Raw genomic sequence first — 18878 nt, 5'->3', positions numbered from 1 at the left:
TGGTCCCCGTTCATGAATTGCAGATTCTTTCGACTTCCCGGGAAATGGTGCGCGCCCGGGGCGGGTGGTTCGTTGTGTTTTCCGGTTTTCCCGGTGACACGACAAACGTAACTCGACCACCGGCGCCGTGCAATGTTTTTCCGGGCTCCGTTCGGGGGACTTTCGCGATTTTCCTCACCCAAATTCTGGGCGTGTTTGCGCAGGTCAGGGTTTGATCCGTTCTGGAACCGATGAGCGCGCCGAATTCTGAAACCGCGGACGAATACGCATTCACCAGCAAGACAAAAAAGGGCGCAACGGATGGGTCGTGAAGGTGAGCGGTGTGCACTGGTGAGCAGCAGGGATGTGATGTCGAACTCGCGCGAGACTGCCACTGGGCCCGATGTGCTTGCCTGCTTGGTGCCAGGCGAGTCTGGGACACCGGTGGATCCCCCGGCAGCGGGCGTGACCTGGGCGAACGATCGACACGGGGTGATCCACCTTAGTCGGATACCGGAGGGCGAGGCTGATCGGCCGGGTCGGCGGCCCCACGATGGGCAATGACTCTGCGCGCCGCTTCGCCCCGCGACCGTCGCAGCGGGTGGTCGTACCGGGGTGGCAGGCTCGATGCTGGCGACACCGGCGCCTGGACGGGCGTCGTGACCCTGAATGCGGCCCCGTGCCATCTCGCCGCTACGCGAACGCCGCACCCGACACTCGACGCGAAATGGTGTAGTCGTGGAAATACGGGACCGCGTCCACGCGCTTCTTTTTCTTCGCCTCGACGATTGCGCCAACACGGTCGACATTAGCATCGGCCCGGGCAGCACCGCGCCACGGAATCGAGGTATCTCGCTGTTCCGCACAATCGACTTTGAGGTGAGTGCACTGCGCCGAGATATCCGCGTTGGTAAGGCGTTATCGGGAGCAGGGGGCACGGTCATTCAGGTCGCTGGGGACTGAGTTGAAGCCTCGACAGAAATGCCGGTGTGTCGGGCGCGGAGGTGTTGGGCGAGGTTGATGGTGTCGGTGGTGGGGGTGGTGTCGATTTCGGCGAGGTGGGTTTGTAGGAGGGTGAGGGTGCGGGAGATGGCGTGGTGGTGGCCGAGGACGTGTTGTAGGCGCATGATGTCGCGGTAGAGCAGTTCGTTGTGTGGGTCGAAGCCTCGTGCGGTTTCGAGCAGGTCGAGTGTGTCGGCGGGGTTGGTTTCCACTTGGGCGCGGGCGAGTGCGGCGACCGCGTCGAGGGCGTCGCGGCGGGTGGTTTCTCGGGCGGTGGTGAGCCATTCTGCGTCCAGGCCGTTGGCTATGGGGCCGCCGTATCGCGCGACGATGGCTTGGCACGCGTGGGTGCGTTGTTCGGGTGTGGTGGTGGCGCGGCGGCGGGTGACCGCGGCGGCGAAGTTCCAGTAGTCGACCTCGATGACGGCCGGGTCGAGTTGGTAGTGGCCGTGTTCGGCCAGGACGAGTTCGCGGACGGCGCCGCCGGTGGCGGTGTCGAGGGCGCGGCGGATGCGGGACAGGATGGTCCGCAGCACGCTGGCGGGGTTGCGGGGCGGCTGTTCGGGCCACAGGGCGTCGATGATGCGGTGTCGGGAGACCCCGCTGGGGTGGACGGCCAGGAACACGAGCAGTTCCAGAAGGCGGTTACTCAAGGCCGGGGACAGGTCCTGCAGCGCGTCGTCGGGTTGTGTGGGGTTGGGGCGCCAGCGCAGGGCCGGGGCACCGAACACGGTGAGCACCAGCGGTACCGGTGTCACCGCGTTCGTGTCCGCCGCCACCGGTGGGGGTGGTTCGTGGGTGTGTTCATCAGCGTCAGCGGCGGGTGGTGTCGGCGCTGGTGGGTTGGTGGTGATCTCCAGGCGATCGGGGCCGCTTTCCGCGTTGCTGGGTTGGGCCGTGTCGGGTGCGGCGTCATGGTTCGCGGTCCGGTGGTGGACCGGGGGTTGGGTGGTGCGCAGGAAGGACAGCAGCTCGCCGGTGGCGGTCTCGGGCAGGGTGAAGGCCCGGGTGCCGCGTAGTGGCTCGCCGAGGCCGGGGTTGGTGGCGGTGATGCGGCCGCCGGCGGTGACGTAGGCGGTCACTCCGGGACGCCACTGGCCCAGCAGCAGCGCGGTGAGGCCGTGCTGGGCGCCGTTGTCGAGTAGTTGCTGTAGCCGCGCCTGCTGGTGTGGTTCGTGGGGAGGCGAGGCGACCAGAACGGTCGGCTGTTGCGGTACGGGGGTGTGGGTGTCCAGTGTGGCCAGTGCCGTTTCCAGGTCAGCCACGACGGTGAGGGTGTCGGGTAGGTGTGTGGTGGGCACCGGCACACCGAGTAGACGGGCGAGGTCGCCGGCAGGCACCAGCACCGACGGCACCGGCTCGCCTGCGGACACCGCTGTGGTGAGGAGGGTCAGCAGCAGGGCGCGGGCTGCGGCGTGGCCGCCTGGGCCGAGCAGGCCGAGGCCGTGGACGCGGGCCAGGTCCAGCGCGACCACCGCTGTCCCGCCCGCGGCGGTGTTGGTTGTGGCGTTGTCGGCGTGGTGGGTGCTGGTGTCCAGGGCGATATCCACCACCGGCGCCGACGGTTGCGGACCGACGCTCGGGGGGTCGGCGGGCACTGGGCGGGTGCGGCCAGCCAGCGTGGACTGGACGGGGTCGTGGGGGTGTTCGCGCGCGGCCGGTTCGCCGGGTGTGTGGTCGGTTTGGGTGTCCGGTTCGGGGTCGTCGTTGTGGTGCTGGGCGTGCAGGTGGGCCAGCCGAAGCTGATACACCACGGGTGTGGTCGGCAGGTCGTCGTCGCGTCGCCCGCTGCCGGGCCGGTAGCGGGCGTGATGGCGGCGCCGTGCGCGTAGCAGCAGCGCGCTGACGGCCGCGGCCAGGCCAAGGCTGACGAATACCTCGCCGCTGCCCCAGGTCACCGCCCCCGCCGCCGGTTCGGCTGCTGCGGACTCAGCCGCGGGCGTGGTGGCAGGCGCCGGTGCGGTCGGCTCCGAAGGCGGCGCGGAGGGCGCGGGGTGGCTGCTGGGTGGCGTGGGCGTGGTGGGCCCTGGTGGTGGTGCGGGTGCGCGGGGCGGGCCGCTGGCAGGGAGGCGGATGAGGTCGCCGGGGTGGATCAGGTTCGGGTTGGTCATGACCCGCCCGCCGGGTTGTGTGCTGCCCTGGTTGAGGGCCCAGATCTGCGGCCACCGGTCGCCATCGCCCAGGCGGCGCTGCGCGATCCGCCACAGCGAGTCGTGCACCCCGTGCCGTGGTGGGCGGACCCGCTCGACGCCGGGCTCGACCGGCGAGTGGGGCGGCTCGATGCTGGTGTGCCCGCCCGCGGCGGGAGTCATACCGGCGGGGGCGTCCGCCACGACCGAGGTGTGCCCGACAGGCCGGGCCGGCCCCGGCAGGTTGGCGAGTGCGGCGATGGCGGTGCGGCCCAGCACGGCGACCAGCAGGGCACCGATGAGCACGGCCGCGACCCGCCGCACCGGCCCGCCCTGGCCTCGCGGGTCCGGCCACCGCGCTTTTCGGATGACATCGAGGACGCAGGCGGCGACGTCGCGGACGAACACCAGCCACAGCAGCCAGGCCAGGCAAGCCAGCGTGTCGAGCAGGAAGCTGCTCGACATCGGTGCCAGCAGCACGGCAGCGATCTCCTCCAGGCCGGGCAGATGGCCCGGCAAGGGCCATCCCACACCGTGGATCAGCGCCGTGGGAAGCCCTGCCACCAGCGCGGCCAGCAGCGTGGCCGCGACCAGGGCGCGCACCACCCGGCCCGCCAGCCGCGCGGTGCGCACGATCCACACCCGACCAGCCAGCGGTGTCATCAGTGGCTCGCCGCGCCGACCCCGGCCGCGGTGGGGGTGTCCGGTGGGGTTGGTCGTGCCGCTGCTGCGGCTGTGGGCGCGGCGGGGGTGGTGGCCGGGTGTGTGTCCTTGCCGTTGGTGTCGTTCTTCTTCGCGGTGGTGCGTTTGCGCCTGCCGCCGCGGGCGGGTTTGGCCGCCTGGTCTCGCCAGCGGGACAGGTCGGCGGCCGGGATGTCGGTGACCTGGGCCAGTTCGGGGATGTCGATGACGTCGCCGGCCGCGGTCAGGATCTGGCCGAGTTCGCGTTCGAGCTCGCCGAGCTGTGCGGCGAGTTCGGCGTGGCGACGGGCCAGTTCGCCGACGGTGGTGGCCGCTTGGGCACGGCGTGCGCTGCGCGCGGAGTCTTTGTGTTCGAGGCGGCGGGTGATTTCCTCTTCCGTTGTGACCATGCCGGTGTCTCCTTTCCGTGGTGGTGCCGCGTGTGGTCAGGGTTCGATGCCGGTGACGCCGTGCTGGGGGTGGGCGGCGCCGCGTCCGTGGGTGTGGATGTCGGTGACGCCGATCAGTGACAGCAGCTGGGGTCGGTAGATGGCGGTGACCTCGACCGCCACCGTGTCCCCTGCCACCTGGACCGTGCCGGTAGCGCCGATGTCGGCCAGATACCGCCGCGCCAGGTTCCGCGCCCGCGCTGGATCGAGTCGAACCGTGCCGGTGGCGCGGTAGGCGGCGAGGTCGAGGGCTTGGGCACCAGCGCGTGCCGCGGACTCGGCCTGCCCACTGGCACGGACCTTGCCGGCCAGGGCGAGGCCACCGTCCAAGCCCAGCCCGGCCAGGGCGAGCAGCCCGAGCAACAAGGCCAGGACGAAGGCGCTCACCCGCCCTGCGTCGGCTCGCCACCACAGGCCCCACTCGTGGTCTGTTCCTTCTCGGGTCATGGCGTGGCTGCAGGGGCGCGGTGGGATCGGTAGGTGTCGACGACCTCGCTGGCGGTCGCCTCCAGCGTTCGCGCTCCGGGTACGCCGAGCAGCAGGGCTTGGCCGAAGTCGACGGTGCAGCGCACGCTGACGGTCACCGGGTTGGCGGGGGCCGGTGTGCCGGACAGCGTGGTGGTGAGGTCGCGGCACACCAGCCCGGCGTGGGCGAGCGCGGTGCTGGCGCGCTCGCGGGCGGCGGTGGTGGCGGCAGGGGTGCCGCGTTGCAGGCTGGCGGCGCGGGCGGCCTGGTGCGCGGCGTCCTCAAGCCGCAGCCGGGCGTCGACGCCGCGGTGCACCACCACGGCCAGGAAAACCAGCAGCATCACCAGCAGCGGGGTCACCAGCACGGCCTCGGCGGTCACCGAACCGCGCTCTGCCGCCCACCATCGACGCCACCGCGACAGGGCCGCTGTCGGCGCGGGCCGGGTCATGACAGGCCCTGCCCGGATCGGACGCGGTGGCGGGACCACGTCGAAGGGGGCTTCTCCCACGGGAACGCTCCGGCGCCGGTGACGTCGCGGGCGGCGGTGATGTAGGCGAACATGGTCCGTGGCAACGCTTCCGCGGTCTCGGACAGGCGCCGCAGGTGGTCGTGGTCGGGCAGCAACGCGAGGGTGTGGCCGGCGCGGGCGGCCAGGTCGCGGTGCCGCAGCTTCGCCTCCCATGCCCGGGTGAGGATCAGGCAGGCCCGCAGGTGCCGCGCCACCTCGTCCAGTGCGTCGTCGATCACGCTGACCGCCTGGTGTGCCGCGGCGGCCAGTTCGCCGACGTCGGAATCGGGGGCGGCGGACAGTTCCCCGGCGAGGCTGCGGGCGGCGCGGGTGCGGTCCAGGCAGCACAGCGCCTGCCACACCATGCGGTGCGCCTGGCCGCACAGCGAGGGCTCGATCCAGGCGCGGGCCGGGCTGCGGTGCAGTTCGTCCACACCGGTGATCAAGATCCGCGCGACCGTGCCCGCAGCGCCGAGGTCGACGAAATCGCGGCTGCGGAGGAAAAACTCGCCCCGCACCCGATCCAGTCGGCACCAAGTGCCCGGGCCGTGGCGATGGTCGGTGAGCAGGCGCAGGGCGCTGCGCCACCCTGCCAACACGCTCGCAGCGACCGCCAGGACCCCGGCACTCAGTGCGAGCACCGCGGGAAAGCCGCTACCCGATGAGGCCGCGAGCACCGCCAGGACCGCCCCGGCGAGTCCGGTGAGCACCAGCCGTGGGCGCAGCCCCGCGCGGATACGCTCACCGCGCCACCGCCGCGCCGGGATGTCGGGGCTGAGCAGTACCGAATCCGGCCCGTCGGGGAACGTCGCCATGCGCACCGGTGTCGCCGGGTGCGGCGGGTGAGGGCGTGTCATCAGGCCTCCTTCTCCGTCAGACCGGAATCGCCGTGACGGCAACCGACCTCAGGGCGCGGTATCGGGCACGAAGCGTTCGACCTCGCCGGAGGCTTCGGCGTGCACGTGCAAGCGCACGCCGGGCAGCACCGGGGTGGCCTCGCCGTGGACGCTCACCGCCACCGAGGAGGCGTCGCGGGACACGGCGAGCTGGGGATCACGCAGAGGTCCGGCGGCCAGTTCGTCGAGCAGTCGCTGCCCGGCCACCTGCCCGGACCGGGTGGTGCCGTTGTGGGTTCGTGCCGCGGCCAGCGCCTGGGAGGCGGCGGCCTGGGCGACATGCGTGGCGTGTGACCACACGGCGAACTGGATGATCGTCAGCAAGGCCAGCAACAGCAGCGGTGTGGCGATGACCAGCTCGACGGTGACTTCGCCCCGGTCTCCGCGCAGCGCGCCACGGACCCGGTCGGCCAGCGCGCGCAAGCGAGTTCGTGTAGGAGTTCGATGGAGTTGTCGGCTGGGACTGCCTTCTTGTCGGTGGCTTCCAGGAGAAATGGCGCTCGGAGGTTGCGGCCTGATGGTCGGAACGAGTGGGGCGTGGACTGGGTAGTTGTCGGTTTCTTTGAGCATGGTTCGGGCTTTCGGTCTGGTTCGGAGGACGCCACCGTGTTTGCTGGCGTGGCGTCATTTGCTTGTCGTTGCGGTGGCAATCGGCGCATTGATGTGGCTCCTTCCGTGGATCGTCGTTGTGACTTCGTGCCTGGGGCGGGTAGAGCGGGCGAGGTAGTCGCGGGCTTGTCGGCATAGTTGTTCTCCCAGTGGTGTGAGCAGTCCGAGGGGCTGTGGGTGCGGTCGTCGGTGGAACAGGGGGCCGCCGCAGTTGCGTTCGAGGACTTTGAGCCCGGTGGTGAGGCTGCTTTGGTGAATGCGGCGGGCGAGGGCGAGCTGGGTGAGGCTGGAGCATTCGGTCATGAGGAGGAACCGTTCGATCCGGTGGTGTGCTTGCTGGCCTCGCAGGGCTTTGCGGAGGAGGCCGGGAAGGTTGGCCGGGTGGCCGATAATGGTTCCTGTGGCGATGTGGTCGCGGCTCCCGCCGCGTGGTCGGCGCGGAATGTGGTGGGTTTCGGCGAATGCCCGCAGGGTCGCTGGTCGGCAGCCGATCTCGGTGGCGATATGGGTAATTGAGCGGTTCCAGGTGGTGTATTGCTCGCGCAGCCAGCTCAGGTCGACGAGGAAGATCCGCTGAGGATCGGTGCGGCCGGGCTCGGCTCGATAGCCCGTCTCGCGGTCGTTGGCGGGCATGGGGATGATGGCGCCAGCACGGTGCCGCGGGTAGGGGGCTTCGGCGATCGGGTGGCGGCGCAGCACGTGCCGCAGGTGGTGACTGGAGATCCCGAGCGACTCCGCGACGACCTGGGTGGGGGCCCAGTGGTTGTGGGAGGTGGCGCCCCATTGCGCCCGGAGCGCGTCATGAATGGGGCGGGGATCGGTGCGGTCTGGGTCGGCCCCGGGCCATCGGGTAACAGAGACCCAGCCGGTCGGCGGCTGCCAGGACAGCGGTTCGGCGGTGATCCCCGCAGCGTGCAGGAGTTGCTCAGCGTGCGCGGCCAAGGTGGTGACGAGTCGGACGGGCATGCTGGCGCAGAATTCGATGTGGTCGATGCGAGGGGCGCCGTTGTCGAGCCGGTAGGGCTGGGGAGCGGTGGCGAGGTTGCCGCCGGTGAGTAGTTCGTAGAGGTAGCGGCGGGCGAGGTCGAGCCGTCGCTGTCGGCCGACGTGCAGGCCCGCGTCGTGGCAATACCGGTCCCAGGTCGGTTTGTCGATGAGTTCGGTGTTGCCGACGAGCCGGCGGCGGCGCGCGTAGTCGATTGGGATGTCGTGGTGGTCGAGTGCGAGGCCGAGTTCGGTCAGAATCCGCAACGCCCTGGAGTCGCCGGAGGTGGTGCCGAGACGGCGAAGTTGGTGTCCGACCTGCTTGGTGCGAGGCTGGTGCGGCAGCAATGAGGTGAGCTCGTTGAGCTGCAGCTGGCTGTGCGGTAGCAGCAGCGCGGCGATCATGGCCGAGCGGAACACGGGGCCGTCGACGTTGTCATCGTCGGCGAGCCGGATCGCCCAGGCGGGCCAGAGCTGGTCGGGTAGCCGCGCTGCCCGTGTCAGCGCGGGATCAGTGGCCTGGCGCGGACGTGGCGCCGGTTCGGGAAGTGTTGTGGCGTAGCGGATCCGCTCGATGGGTGTCAGCGTCATGTCGCGTCCCCGAGCGATCCGGGTGATCAGTGCGGGGCTGGCCGTCTGCCAGGAAAACGGGATAGCACGGGAACGTGGCCCCTGACAGCAACGGGTGACCAGCTCAGGCACGGGATCCCGGGTTCCCCGGGGTGTGGCCAGCAGCGTGGTGGCCTCGATGAGCGCCGCGGCGGCGGGTAGCTGGCGGGTGAAGCCGCCCCGCTTGCTGACCTGGTCTTGACTCAGGTGCAAGGCGATCAGCGTCAGGTCGGTCAGATCATCGGCCGCCCGCTCCCGGTCCTGGCCGGTGAGGGCGGGATCTCGGGTGCGGGTCAGCAACGTTGCGAGGAGGCGCTGCGTGCCAGCCGCGTCCCCACCGCACGTATCGAGGGGCCGGGCGTGGCCGGTGGTGAGGTTGTGGCCGCAGGAGGAGCAGGACAACCGATTCGTGCCAACGCCGCCCGGCGCGATCCGCTGGAGTTGGGGTTGCCAGCAGGCAGGGCACCGCTCTGCCAGCGGGGCGTTGTGCCGCAGGCAATGAAACGTCAGCGGGATCGCCCAAGCCGGTTGCCAGCACGTGCCCTCGCCCAGGCAGTCGGGGCAAAAGCGGCTGGCGGGCTGGGGTGTCCAGACTCGCAGGACGTGCTCGGGCGGGCAGGGCCTGGTGGCAGCGAACATCGCGGTCACCTCGCTGACGGACAACCCAGCCAGGCAAGCAATGCCGGGCGCGTGTTCCGGGCCGGGCTGGGCGCCGGCGGGGATGCCCGCAGCGTGGGCGAGCGTGGTGCGGGTGACATCCAGGCGGACGGCGTAGGTGTGCCACCACAAGCCGAAGGGTTCGCCGGGCAACGGGGTAAGGGTGAACGGGAGCCGGGTGGTCATAACGTCACCTCGAAGAACCTCGACCGGGGAATGCCCGGCAGCCTCTTCCCAAATGCCGGTCGGCGGCGTACCGTTTCCGGCTCGACGACGCGGCCGTCCCGAATAAAGATTGGAGATTTAACTATGTTTTTAGTTCCTGACCCGATGGGAAGACTGGAACGTGAAGAACTTGACGAGTATCTAAAATTGCTCGGCGGGCTCTTGGCAAGATTAGTAGCAGATGACGTGCAAGAAGACCATCGAAGATCCCCGAAAGTCTTGAACGCTAAGCACTTGGCGACGACAGACACCAAGAGACTGATCGAGTCGCTGACGGCATATCGGGAGCAGCTGGAAGATCCTCCGTCGGAGAAGGCAGCGGCGTCAGCACGGTAACCGAATGCGGTGGGTAAGTTCATGCTGCTCCCTCCTGACCAGTGCGTGGTGTCGCCGGGCGAGGTTTCGTCCGGCTGGTCATTAACCCGGTGCGGAGTGCGGCGTGGAGTTCACCGCGGGCGGTTTCGGCGGCCTCGTCGATACGCACCGCATCGAGTAGGTCGAGCGACAGGGCCTCGGCGCCGGTCGTGATGGCCTTGAAGCAGCCTCGGCCGATCAGGGACATCAGCGAGGCGAAATGGCCTGTGCTGCGCGCGAAGAGGTAGTCGGCCAGGTCGGTGGCGATCATGCCGCGACGGGTGTTGGCGAGCACGAGGTCACGCTCGATGCCGAGCAGCAGTTGCCGCCAGGTGCGGCGCCCGGTCGCGGTGCGGATCTCGAACGGGTGCAGGGTGAGCACGGTCCAGCGGCGGGCGGTCTGGGAGAGCGCGGCATCGGCGCCGGCGAATCCCTCGTCGAGCAGCCCGCGGGCGCGCAGGCCCACGCCGACGAACAGGAAGGTGACGGGGAAGGTGTTGGCCAGCCACTTGAAGTGGTTGGCCACCTCCCGGCCGTCGCGCCGGTTGATATCGAGGAAGTGCACGTCGTCGACGATGATCAGCCGGGTCTTGCACTGGGCGACGCATTCGGCGGCGCGGTGCGCGAGCAGATCGGCGGTGCCACGAGCGGCGGCGGGCAAGCCGAAGAACCGGCAGAGCATCGCGTTCAGACTGCGCATCGTGGTGTTGGAGGTCAGTCCGAGATAGACCACCGGCGTCCGCTGCCAACGGCCGTCGCCGACCGCGACATCGGGGCCGTAGAGATCGATCTGGTTGTGGTGGAACGCTTTGCCGAACGCGATCGCGGCGGTGGTCTTGCCCAGGCCCGGCAGCGCCTCCAGCACGGCGGCGGGCTTGACCTTGTCGCCGTCTTGCCGGTTACTCCCGCAGATCTGCTCCAGCTCGCCGAAGACCGTGCCGATCTGCGGAGTGCGAATCGGCCCGAGGTTGGCGTGCCAGAGTGCACGGGCCTCGTTGTAGCGTCGCCGTTGCGGGCCCGGCAACGCCGCGATCTGCACGGCCGACAACGCCGGTGGACGAGCGCGGACCGGCGCGTCGGCCAGGGCGAACCAGCCGTTCTTGGTCGACGGGTTCCAATCCCGCTCGTCGACGGTCGCCGCCTCGATCTGGTCGCGGCTCATGGCAGCACCTCCAACGCTTCGGCGTAGAAGTCTTCGTCGGAAACCTCGGCCGGCTCGTCCGCGCCGCAGCGGTCCAGTTCCTCCTCGCAGTCATCGTCCCCAGACACCTCCGGCGTCATCGCGGACTCGACACCGGCAGGCGCCTCGTCGGTCGGCTGGCCGGGGTGTGTCACCGCGCGCACCGTGGGCAGCTGCGCGATCTCCGGCGAAGTCCCGGTCGCGGCGGCGAGGCGGGCGTGACGTTGTGCGCTGGCTCGGATCGCCAGGCGCCGTTCGGTCGGGTTGCGGGTCAGCCCGGCGTCGAAGCGGTGCAGCAGCTGCGCCAACGCCGCCCGGTCATCGACGTGACGGGCCGAGGTCAACGCCAGCCGCCGCGCGTAGGTCAGCGCGTCGGCCGAGAACGGCACCGCGACGTCGGTGGCGTGTTCCCAGGCCAGGGTGTGCCAGCGTTGGTCGGCCGGGTCCTGGAAGTAGACCCGGGAGACGTCGTCGGTATCGTAGCGGACCGGCCACTTGCCGCGGTGAGCGCCGGTGAACGGGCTGGTGCGATTGCGATACGGCGTCAGCGCGGGCCCGTTGTAGCGCAGCCCGTTCAGCTCGACGCCGTAGTGCTGGATCGAGCGCCAGGCCACCGGCAGGAAATCGAACACCATCTCGGGCCGGGACGGCACCCGCAGCCGCCCGGTGCGGGCCATGCCGTGGGCGAACATCTCCGCCGGGGAGAAGACCAGCCCCGGCACGTGCGGTTCGGCCAGCCCGCTGTGCGGGCGGTGGTGGCAGATCTCGCCGATCCACTCACGGACCACCGATTCCAGCTCGTCAAGGAAAAAGTATGTGCAGCCTTCCGGGTCCTTCCCGCGGCTGTGGACATCCGGGCCCTTGTAACCGGGCAACGCTTCCAGCAGCTGTTCCCGCAGTGTGCGGAAAAACCGTTCGACGGCAGCCTTGTCCGTGGGGGTCAGCGGGCGCGCCGGCTGAACCGAAATGCCCAATCGCTGACACACGCCCAGCAGATGCTGCGACAGGTAGATCTTCCCGTGATCAACCACGATCGTTTCCGCCGCCACCCCAGCAAGCCCGCTCACCTGCGCCCGCTCGCCGGCGCCCGGCTCGGCCACCACGACCAGATCAGGCAGACCGGCATAGGGCAGCAGCCCGCTGGAGGTGGTATGCCGCGAGTTCGGGCGCAGCGCCTCGAACAACACCAGCGCCGCATCCACCGACTTGGTCGACACCGGCGAGAGCCGCAACCCGGTGATCGACCGCGAATACAGATCCATCGCGATCGTCAGCTCCACCCGCACCCACCGCAGCGTCAGCGGCTCCATCGCGAACACGTCCAGCGGCGTGGAATCCAGCAGCAGATACTCCCCGGGCCGCGTCGGACGCAGCCGCCCATACACCCCCTGCGGTCGCGCGGCGATCGAGCGTTTTCCCTTCGTGCTCCCGGTAAACGCGTTCGTGCCCCGGGACAACTCGGCCAGCACCGCCCGCGCGCGCCGCCGCCCCGGCTCCTCGACCTCGCCCACGCCGTGCTCGGCAGCCAGTCTCGCCGACACCCGCTGCAGCACCAGCCTCTGAGTCGGCCGTGCGGCGTCGGTGTGCTCAGCCAGCACCGTCTTGCACATCGCCAGCCAGCGCTCGTCGACACCACCCACCGGATCCGCCATCCGTGTGCCGCGGTGATCGACCAGCCCCACCGGCCCGGCCTCACGAAACGCCGCCACCCACCGCTCCAGCGTCCGCATGGTCACACCCAGCTCGGCGGCTTTCGCCGCATACCGGTCCCGCAACGGCAAACGCGGGTCATAGCCCGGCCGAGGCTCGCCCTCAACCGGATCACCCAAGCCGCCGCCGCGGTAGCCGGTCAGCACTTCCTGCACATGCGCCAGCCGCTGCCCCAGCTGCTTCCGCTGCGCGAGCGTGAGATCGTCCAGAATCGACCCCGGCCACTCAGCCGGAGTGGTGTCGGCACCCGCCAGCGTCACCATGGGATCCGCCAACAAGGTGGCCGTGTGCGCGAGCACCGTCTGCCCGGAACTACCGCGTAACCGCAGCCGATCCGCCTCCAGCCCTACCACGGTGAACCAGTCGCCATCCCACGACAATCGCGTGCCCACCGAGATCAACACCGTATTCGCCCCGGTCATGCCGCACGCTCCAACACCGTCGCCGCCGACAACGACACCTCCAGCTCAACCCGGAACCGGCCACGCCACACCAGATGCAGCGCCGCGGCCCGGACATCGGCCGCGCGATCCGGCCAACCCGACTCCAACTCGCCGAGAAAAGCGTCGGTCGTGACCTGCCGCTCCAGCCAGCTCACCATCGCGGCATCAACCCGATCCGGATACCGATACGCCGCCAGGAACCGAACATTCGCCAACGTCGTCGGCGACGTCCCCGACCACACCTCGTGCCGCCAACCTCGGACGGTGAACAGCTCGTCCGCCCACGCCAACGCCGCAGCCACCTTCGGTCGCGCCAGCTGCTCCGCAGGCTTGACATTGACTACCGTCACCGCGCCCTCGGCGTCCAGCAACAGGAAGTCCGGGACATGACGCCGACGTTCACCACGCGATTCCGCAGTAACACAAAACGGTTGGGCAGCAATCGCCACCACACGAGGATCGAAATCAGCCAGCAGCAAACGCGCCAACTCCAGCCGGCTCTCATACACGACATGACCGCCGGTAGTCGCCGCCCAATACCAACCCGAGTAATGGGCCTGCCCGCGCCGCCAACGGAATACACGCCACGGAGAACCCTCGACTAGCGTCTTCGCCTGAACGATCTCAAGATCCACCGTGGACACCTCTTCTGAACAGTCCTTGTAACTCACGGAATTTCCCGTCGCCATCTCCGACCCCTTCCGTCACGACACCCAACGGGGACAAATCGCAACGTACGAGCCCGGAAAGATCACCTCATTTCGACATGCCGACCAACCGACAACTTCCGAAGGACCGACATTTCACCGACAACAACACCGGTCACACCGACAACTTCAGCGGATCCCTACAGTTCGGGCGGCCCTGGCAGACACCCTCAGCCCCCGAGCCCGAGATCGATCGAGTTCGCCTTCTGCGTCAGTTTCGCCGCGATGATCGCGATGATCGCGATCGCGGCGATGGCCATCAGGGCGGTGACGATGACGGTGGTGGTGATTTCCCCGCGCTCCGGGTCGGCGCGCAACAGCGTGGCTCGGGCGCGTGTCAGCGCCCATAGGCTGTGAATGTGGTGCGACATGGTGTGCCTCTTTCCCTTGTGGTGCGGTTTTCTCGTGGCGGGGAGAAAGCGATGGGGCGCGCTAGAGTCCGTTGAGGACTTGGATCACCGCGGGGTAGGCGATGAACCCGAGGAAACCGAGGAACAGCAACGTGACCGGTAGCGCCATGCGCTCGGTGGCGGATTGGGCCTGGGCTTCGGCGTCGGTGAGCTGGTGAGTGCGCAGGGCCTGGGCTTTGGCGGCCAGCGACGCCCGAACGCGGGCGCCTTCGGCGCCTGCCAGGGAGATCGACGCCGCGAGTTCGGACAGTTCGGTGAGGTCGAGTTCCTCGCCGAGCTGGCGCAGGGTGGTCCACGGGGTGGTGCGGGTCAGTTGCGCGGTGTGCAGGGCGCGGCGGATCTTGGTGAAGGCCGGGCCCGCTCCGATGGCCGCGGCGTCGCCGAGGGCGGCCTCGATCCCGGCTCCTCCGGCGAGGGTGATCCAGACCAGGTCGATGAACGCCGAGAGCGTGTCGCGGAATTCTCGCCGCATCCGGGTGGCTTTGGCGCGGACAGTGAGATCGGGAACCAGGAATCCCAGCGCGGCGAGCGCGATCCCCGCCAGCAGCGGCACTTCCACACCCAGTGCCAGCCCAGCCAGTGCCAGCAGGGTTTGCAGGAGCCACGGGGTGAGTAACCCCGCCACGGCGAGGAGGGCTTTGGAGGCCAGGTGGGTGTCGACGTCGCGGCCGGTGATCCGCAGTTCGGCTTCGAGTTTCGCGCGGGGTAACCCGAGCATCCGCAGGCCAGGCACGAACACCCGGCCGCAGGTGGTTACCCAGGCCGTCTCGGCCGCGACCGTGATCGGTGTGGTCGGCGGGTGAGTGCGGACCGACGTGAGGCGCTCGCTCAGTGCTGGGCGGGTTGGTACCGCCCAGGTCAGCAGCAGCCACAGGCCGACACCAGTGCCGAGGCCGAACAGCGAAGCGGCGATCATGGGTGCTCACCCCCGTTGCCGGGCCCGTGGTGGCCAGCTGGCGTTTCGGTCGCTGCTGGGGCATCCAGGGCCAGCACTCTGAGATGGCCGCCGCTGGCGGCGATCCGGGACAGCCAGGCGAATCCGGCGGCGAACAGGCCACCGAGGAGCAGCAGAACCATCTGCCCGGTGGCGGAGTTGTAGACATCGAGGTAGGCGCGGTTGAACACCACGACCCCGGCCGCGAAGGCGAAAGTGGTGGCGACGATGACCCGCACCGAGGTGCGGGTCCGGGCTCGCCCGGCCTCCACACGCATCCGCATCGCGGCCTGTTCGCGCGCGGTGGCCGCCAGCGAGCCAAGTAGGTCGCTGAGCTGGCGAGCCTGGCGCTCGGCGGCGAGCACCAGGGCGGCGAGGACGAGGTCCATGGTCGGGTCGTTCAGCTCCCGTGCCAGCGCCCGCAGTGCCGGCGCGAGGCGCTGCCCGCTTCGCAGCCTCGCGGCCAGCGTGGTGATCTCGCCGCGGATCGGCGTCGGGGCCAGGGGCGCGGTAGCGAGGATGGCTTGTTCGAGCCCGGCCGCCGCGCGGAGCACGTCGCGCAGCATCTCCGTCCAGGACGCGATCGCCTCGATCCGCGCGAGTCGCTGTTTGTGGACGCGATCGGGGCCGACCAGCCGGGGTAGGAACCACACCGCTGCCGCGGTCAGCAGGGCGCCGACCACCCAGGCGGTCACTGCGGCGCTCAGCACACCCGCGCCGACCGTCATGGCCAGGCGCAACAGCACTCGCCGGTCACCTGCCTGGCCTGGCAGGGTGGGCACCAGATCGCTGCGCCGCGAGGGCATCGGCACCGCCGGGACGGTGCGGCGCCAGGCAGTGACGAGCACCAGCACGCCGACGGCGGCGCCGAGCCCGAACAGGGCGGCGATCAGGGTGTGGGTCATGGGGTCCACCATCCCTGCGGTCTGCTCAGCAGATCGGGATCGAATCCGGCGGCGACCAGGTCGTCGAGGGTGTCCGCGCGCAGCGCCCCCGCCACCGGGACGGCGCGGCGGCCGGGGCCGCGGCGGTAGACCTCGTTGGAGATCACCGTGCCGCCCTCGGCGTCGACCACCTCGCGGATCGAGGCGATCACCCGCGTCGTCCGGTCGGCGGCACGGTCCAGGTGCACGACGAAGTGCACCGCGCTGGCCACGAGCAGGGCCGTGGCTTCCAGCGAGAGCCGTTCCGGTCCCTGCGCGGCATAGGAGGCCAGCCGGGTGAACGCGATCTTCGAGCTGGAGGCGTGCAGGGTCGCCATGGAGCCGTCGTTGCCCTGGGACATGGCGTTGCACATCGGGATGACCTCGGCGCCGCGGATCTCGCCGACGATCACGCGGTCCGGCGACATGCGCAGTCCCCAGCGGGCTAGTTCGGCTTGATCGATCGCGCCCTCACCCTCGACGTTCGGTTCGCGGGCTTGCAGCTCGGTGACATCGGCGTGCGAGTCGGGGTCCATCCCTAGGCCGAGTTCGAAGGCGTCCTCAACGGTGACGATGCGTTCGGTCGGGTCCAGCTCGGCCGCCAATCCCCGCAGCAAAGTGGTTTTCCCGGCTCCGGTGCCCCCGGTGATCAGCAGGTTCTTGCGCGCCCGCACGACCGCGCGCAGGAACCGCTCCAAGCCGACGTCCAGGGTTCCGCGGCGGCGCAGCTGCGCGAGGGTGGCGGTGAGATAACCGTGTCGGCGGATCGTGCAGGCCGTCACCCCGCCCGCCGTGAGTCCCAGGACAGCGAACAGGCGTTCGCCGCCGGGCAGCTGCAGGTTCAGCGCGGGTGCGCCGCGGTCGAATCGGCGCTCCTGCGACGAGGCGCGGGCCGCCAGTGTGCGGATCAGCTCGGTCAGTTCCTCGTTCGAGGAGGCGACCGGCGCGGCCTGGACTCGGCGGCCGTCGCTGTGGTGGACGAACACCCGGTCATAGCGGTTGACCGCGATCGTCTCCACCGACGGGTCGGCCAGCAGCGGTTGCAGCCCGCCGAGGCCGAACACCTCGTCCAGCACCTGCTCGACGAGGCGTTGCTCGGTGGTCGAGTCCACCAAGGCGCGACCGGCGAGCAGCTCGGCCTCGCTGTGCGCGGCGATCGCGGTGTCGAGGATCTCGCGGCCGATCTCCCGCCGCCGTGCCAGGCTCAACGTGCCGCCGTTGGGGCTGGAGGAAGCCTCGGCTCGGCCGGGCAGATCCGCGCTCAGCGACTGCCGCAGCCGGGTGCGCAATCGCTGCTCGGCCTCGTTCGGCCCGTTGGCCGCGCTGGCGGGGGGCGCTGGGTGGTCGGTCGGTGTCATGCGGGTGGCTCCCTCCAAGCGGTGCTGGGCTGGTGGCCGTTACGAGGCGGGTCGCTGGGTGTGGGCAGTGGACGCAGCAGGTGGGGCCCGTGTGCGGGTGGGGTGATGACCGCCGCGCCGTCGGGTTGGCGCACCTGTTGGGCGGGCACGCCTGCCACCGCTGCGGTCGCGTGCGTCGCAGGGGGCCCGGCGAGGGTGCGGGCGAGGGTGGCGACCTGGCGGGCGAGTGCGCTGCGGCCGCGGTGGCGGGCCGGTGGGGGCGGATGCCCCGTCACACTGGCGGCAGCGGCCGGGTCGTACGGGAGGCGGCCGATCGTGGGCACACCCAGCTCCCGCTCCACATCGGCGGTCGAATAGCCGTGGCCGGTCAGCAGCAGTGCCGGGCGTGGGGTCCAGCGCGCCAGCTCCTGCAGGCGCGCTGCCGTGTGGGCGAGATCGTCTGCCTGGGTGCCGGTCACCACTACCAGCGCGTCCGCGCGGCGCGCGATCGGCTCGGCCGGTGAACCGGGATCGACGCGTCCGCAATCCGCCAGCACCACCACCGCCGGTTCGCGGGCGGCGGCGTGCAGCCTCGGCCCGTCCGGCGCGGTGGCCAGGGTGTGGAGCGCGGCGCGGGCGTGCGCGCCGCCAGGCGGGGCTACCAGCACCCGGGCGCCGCCGGGCAGGGCCTGGGTGTACTCCCACACCGGCGCCGGGTCGCGGGTACGGCGCGCGGCGGCGGTGAGGCTGACCAGCCCCGGGGTGACCGGCAGGCCGAACCGCATCGCCAGATCGCCTCCGGCCGGGTCGACCTCGGCGACCAGCAGGCGGGTGCTGTCGGCGTGCGGCCACTGCAGGGCCAGCGCGACGGCCAGGGTGGTCACTCCCGGCGAGCCTTTGACCGAGCACAGCGCGATGAGCATCAGCGGTCACCGCCCGCGGGTCGCATCACCAGCGCGAGCTGCTCGGCCGGGACCTGCGCCAGCTGTGAGGCCGCGGTGTGGTCCAGGTCCAGCGACACCACGGTGGTCTGATCCGCGCCCGCGGGCGTGAGGCTCACGACCGTGGCGCGCCACGACGTACCAGGACTTTGTTCTTGCGCTGTGGTGTTCGTCGCGGTACCGGCGGTGACGACGACGGCGACAGGGGCTCCGGCGGCCAGCTCGGGCGGGAACTGTCCTGGCTGGACTCCAACCGCGACCACCGCTCGCCCGGCGGCGGGAATCGCGGCGCCGCCCACGGCGTCCGGGGTCAGCAGCGCCCCAGGCCCGAGGCTGGTCGCCATCGGCCGCCCCACCACGTCGGTCGCCTGGTCCGCCGGAATCAAGGCCGCGCCCGGCGCCGCGGAGATGTCGACACTGCGCAGGTCCGCCCGCGTCAGCACCTGCCCGACCGTGACCGGCCGGGCCAGCGCCAGCATCGGGGCCCGCTCCCCAGTGCTGGTGGTCCACCACACCGCTCCCCCGACGCACAACACGACCAGCAGCGCTCCCGCCACCAGGTGCGGCAGGCGGCGTCGACGGCCACGGCGCGAAGCTGACGACGGGGAGCCGGAACGATCCAGCCACGACGGCCGGGCTTCACCGGTCGGGCCGTGGCCATGTGCGGGAGTGTCGGTGCTGGTCACGTTCAGACCTCCAGGCATAGATCGCCCGCACCACGTATGCGCCCCGGTGGCAGAGC

The 18878-nt window shown here is 70.3% G+C and carries 16 protein-coding genes; all 16 read right to left on the bottom strand.

Annotation, left to right across the window (positions count from 1 at the left end):
- Positions 1-923: 923 nt before the first annotated feature.
- Positions 924-3773 carry a BTAD domain-containing putative transcriptional regulator gene (locus FHU38_RS00670; protein ID WP_167165570.1) on the bottom strand — a complete coding sequence of 950 codons (2850 nt, stop codon included), beginning with the start codon at positions 3771-3773 and terminating at the stop codon, positions 924-926.
- Positions 3773-4201, bottom strand: a complete 429-nt coding sequence (locus tag FHU38_RS00665) for a hypothetical protein (protein WP_009156810.1) — start codon at positions 4199-4201, stop codon at positions 3773-3775. Before FHU38_RS00665 ends, FHU38_RS00670 begins: the two co-directional genes overlap by 1 nt.
- Positions 4202-4237: 36 nt before the next feature.
- Positions 4238-4687, bottom strand: a complete 450-nt coding sequence (locus FHU38_RS00660) for a pilus assembly protein TadG-related protein (protein WP_009156811.1) — start codon at positions 4685-4687, stop codon at positions 4238-4240.
- Positions 4684-5157: a TadE/TadG family type IV pilus assembly protein gene (locus tag FHU38_RS00655; RefSeq protein ID WP_009156812.1), complete on the bottom strand. Its 474-nt coding sequence runs from the start codon at positions 5155-5157 to the stop codon at positions 4684-4686. Before FHU38_RS00655 ends, FHU38_RS00660 begins: the two co-directional genes overlap by 4 nt.
- The gene (locus FHU38_RS00650; RefSeq protein WP_167165568.1) at positions 5154-6074 is read right to left on the bottom strand and encodes a hypothetical protein; all 921 of its coding nucleotides are present in this window, start codon (positions 6072-6074) and stop codon (positions 5154-5156) included. Before FHU38_RS00650 ends, FHU38_RS00655 begins: the two co-directional genes overlap by 4 nt.
- A 48-nt stretch (positions 6075-6122) precedes the next feature.
- Positions 6123-6536 (bottom strand): TadE/TadG family type IV pilus assembly protein, encoded by a 414-nt coding sequence (locus FHU38_RS00645; RefSeq protein ID WP_009156814.1) that lies wholly within the window; start codon positions 6534-6536, stop codon positions 6123-6125.
- A gap of 201 nt (positions 6537-6737) precedes the next feature.
- The gene (locus tag FHU38_RS00640) at positions 6738-9158 is read right to left on the bottom strand and encodes a TniQ family protein (protein ID WP_009156815.1); all 2421 of its coding nucleotides are present in this window, start codon (positions 9156-9158) and stop codon (positions 6738-6740) included.
- 394 nt (positions 9159-9552) lie between these two features.
- Positions 9553-10713: an ATP-binding protein gene (locus tag FHU38_RS00635; RefSeq protein ID WP_009156816.1), complete on the bottom strand. Its 1161-nt coding sequence runs from the start codon at positions 10711-10713 to the stop codon at positions 9553-9555.
- On the bottom strand, positions 10710-12863 hold the full coding sequence (locus FHU38_RS00630) for a Mu transposase C-terminal domain-containing protein (RefSeq protein WP_009156817.1): 2154 nt from the start codon (positions 12861-12863) through the stop codon (positions 10710-10712). The genes FHU38_RS00635 and FHU38_RS00630 overlap by 4 nt, the downstream gene beginning before the upstream one ends.
- Positions 12860-13573, bottom strand: a complete 714-nt coding sequence (locus FHU38_RS00625) for a TnsA-like heteromeric transposase endonuclease subunit (RefSeq protein ID WP_009156818.1) — start codon at positions 13571-13573, stop codon at positions 12860-12862. Before FHU38_RS00625 ends, FHU38_RS00630 begins: the two co-directional genes overlap by 4 nt.
- Before the next feature lie 188 nt (positions 13574-13761).
- On the bottom strand, positions 13762-13962 hold the full coding sequence (locus FHU38_RS00620; protein ID WP_009156819.1) for a hypothetical protein: 201 nt from the start codon (positions 13960-13962) through the stop codon (positions 13762-13764).
- Between the two features lie 61 nt (positions 13963-14023).
- The gene (locus FHU38_RS00615) at positions 14024-14917 is read right to left on the bottom strand and encodes a type II secretion system F family protein (protein ID WP_009156820.1); all 894 of its coding nucleotides are present in this window, start codon (positions 14915-14917) and stop codon (positions 14024-14026) included.
- Complete coding sequence (locus FHU38_RS00610; protein ID WP_009156821.1) at positions 14914-15840, bottom strand: type II secretion system F family protein; 927 nt, start codon at positions 15838-15840, stop codon at positions 14914-14916. Before FHU38_RS00610 ends, FHU38_RS00615 begins: the two co-directional genes overlap by 4 nt.
- On the bottom strand, positions 15837-17216 hold the full coding sequence (locus FHU38_RS00605) for a CpaF family protein (protein ID WP_167165566.1): 1380 nt from the start codon (positions 17214-17216) through the stop codon (positions 15837-15839). The genes FHU38_RS00610 and FHU38_RS00605 overlap by 4 nt, the downstream gene beginning before the upstream one ends.
- The gene (locus FHU38_RS00600; protein WP_167165564.1) at positions 17213-18118 is read right to left on the bottom strand and encodes a carbon monoxide dehydrogenase maturation protein; all 906 of its coding nucleotides are present in this window, start codon (positions 18116-18118) and stop codon (positions 17213-17215) included. Before FHU38_RS00600 ends, FHU38_RS00605 begins: the two co-directional genes overlap by 4 nt.
- Positions 18118-18822: an SAF domain-containing protein gene (locus FHU38_RS00595; protein ID WP_009156824.1), complete on the bottom strand. Its 705-nt coding sequence runs from the start codon at positions 18820-18822 to the stop codon at positions 18118-18120. Before FHU38_RS00595 ends, FHU38_RS00600 begins: the two co-directional genes overlap by 1 nt.
- Positions 18823-18878: the final 56 nt, after the last annotated feature.

Source organism: Saccharomonospora amisosensis (assembly GCF_011761185.1).
GTDB lineage: Bacteria > Actinomycetota > Actinomycetes > Mycobacteriales > Pseudonocardiaceae > Saccharomonospora_A > Saccharomonospora_A amisosensis.
The sequence above is the reverse complement of the archived record's forward strand: the minus strand, read 5'-3'. Positions and strand labels throughout refer to the sequence as shown.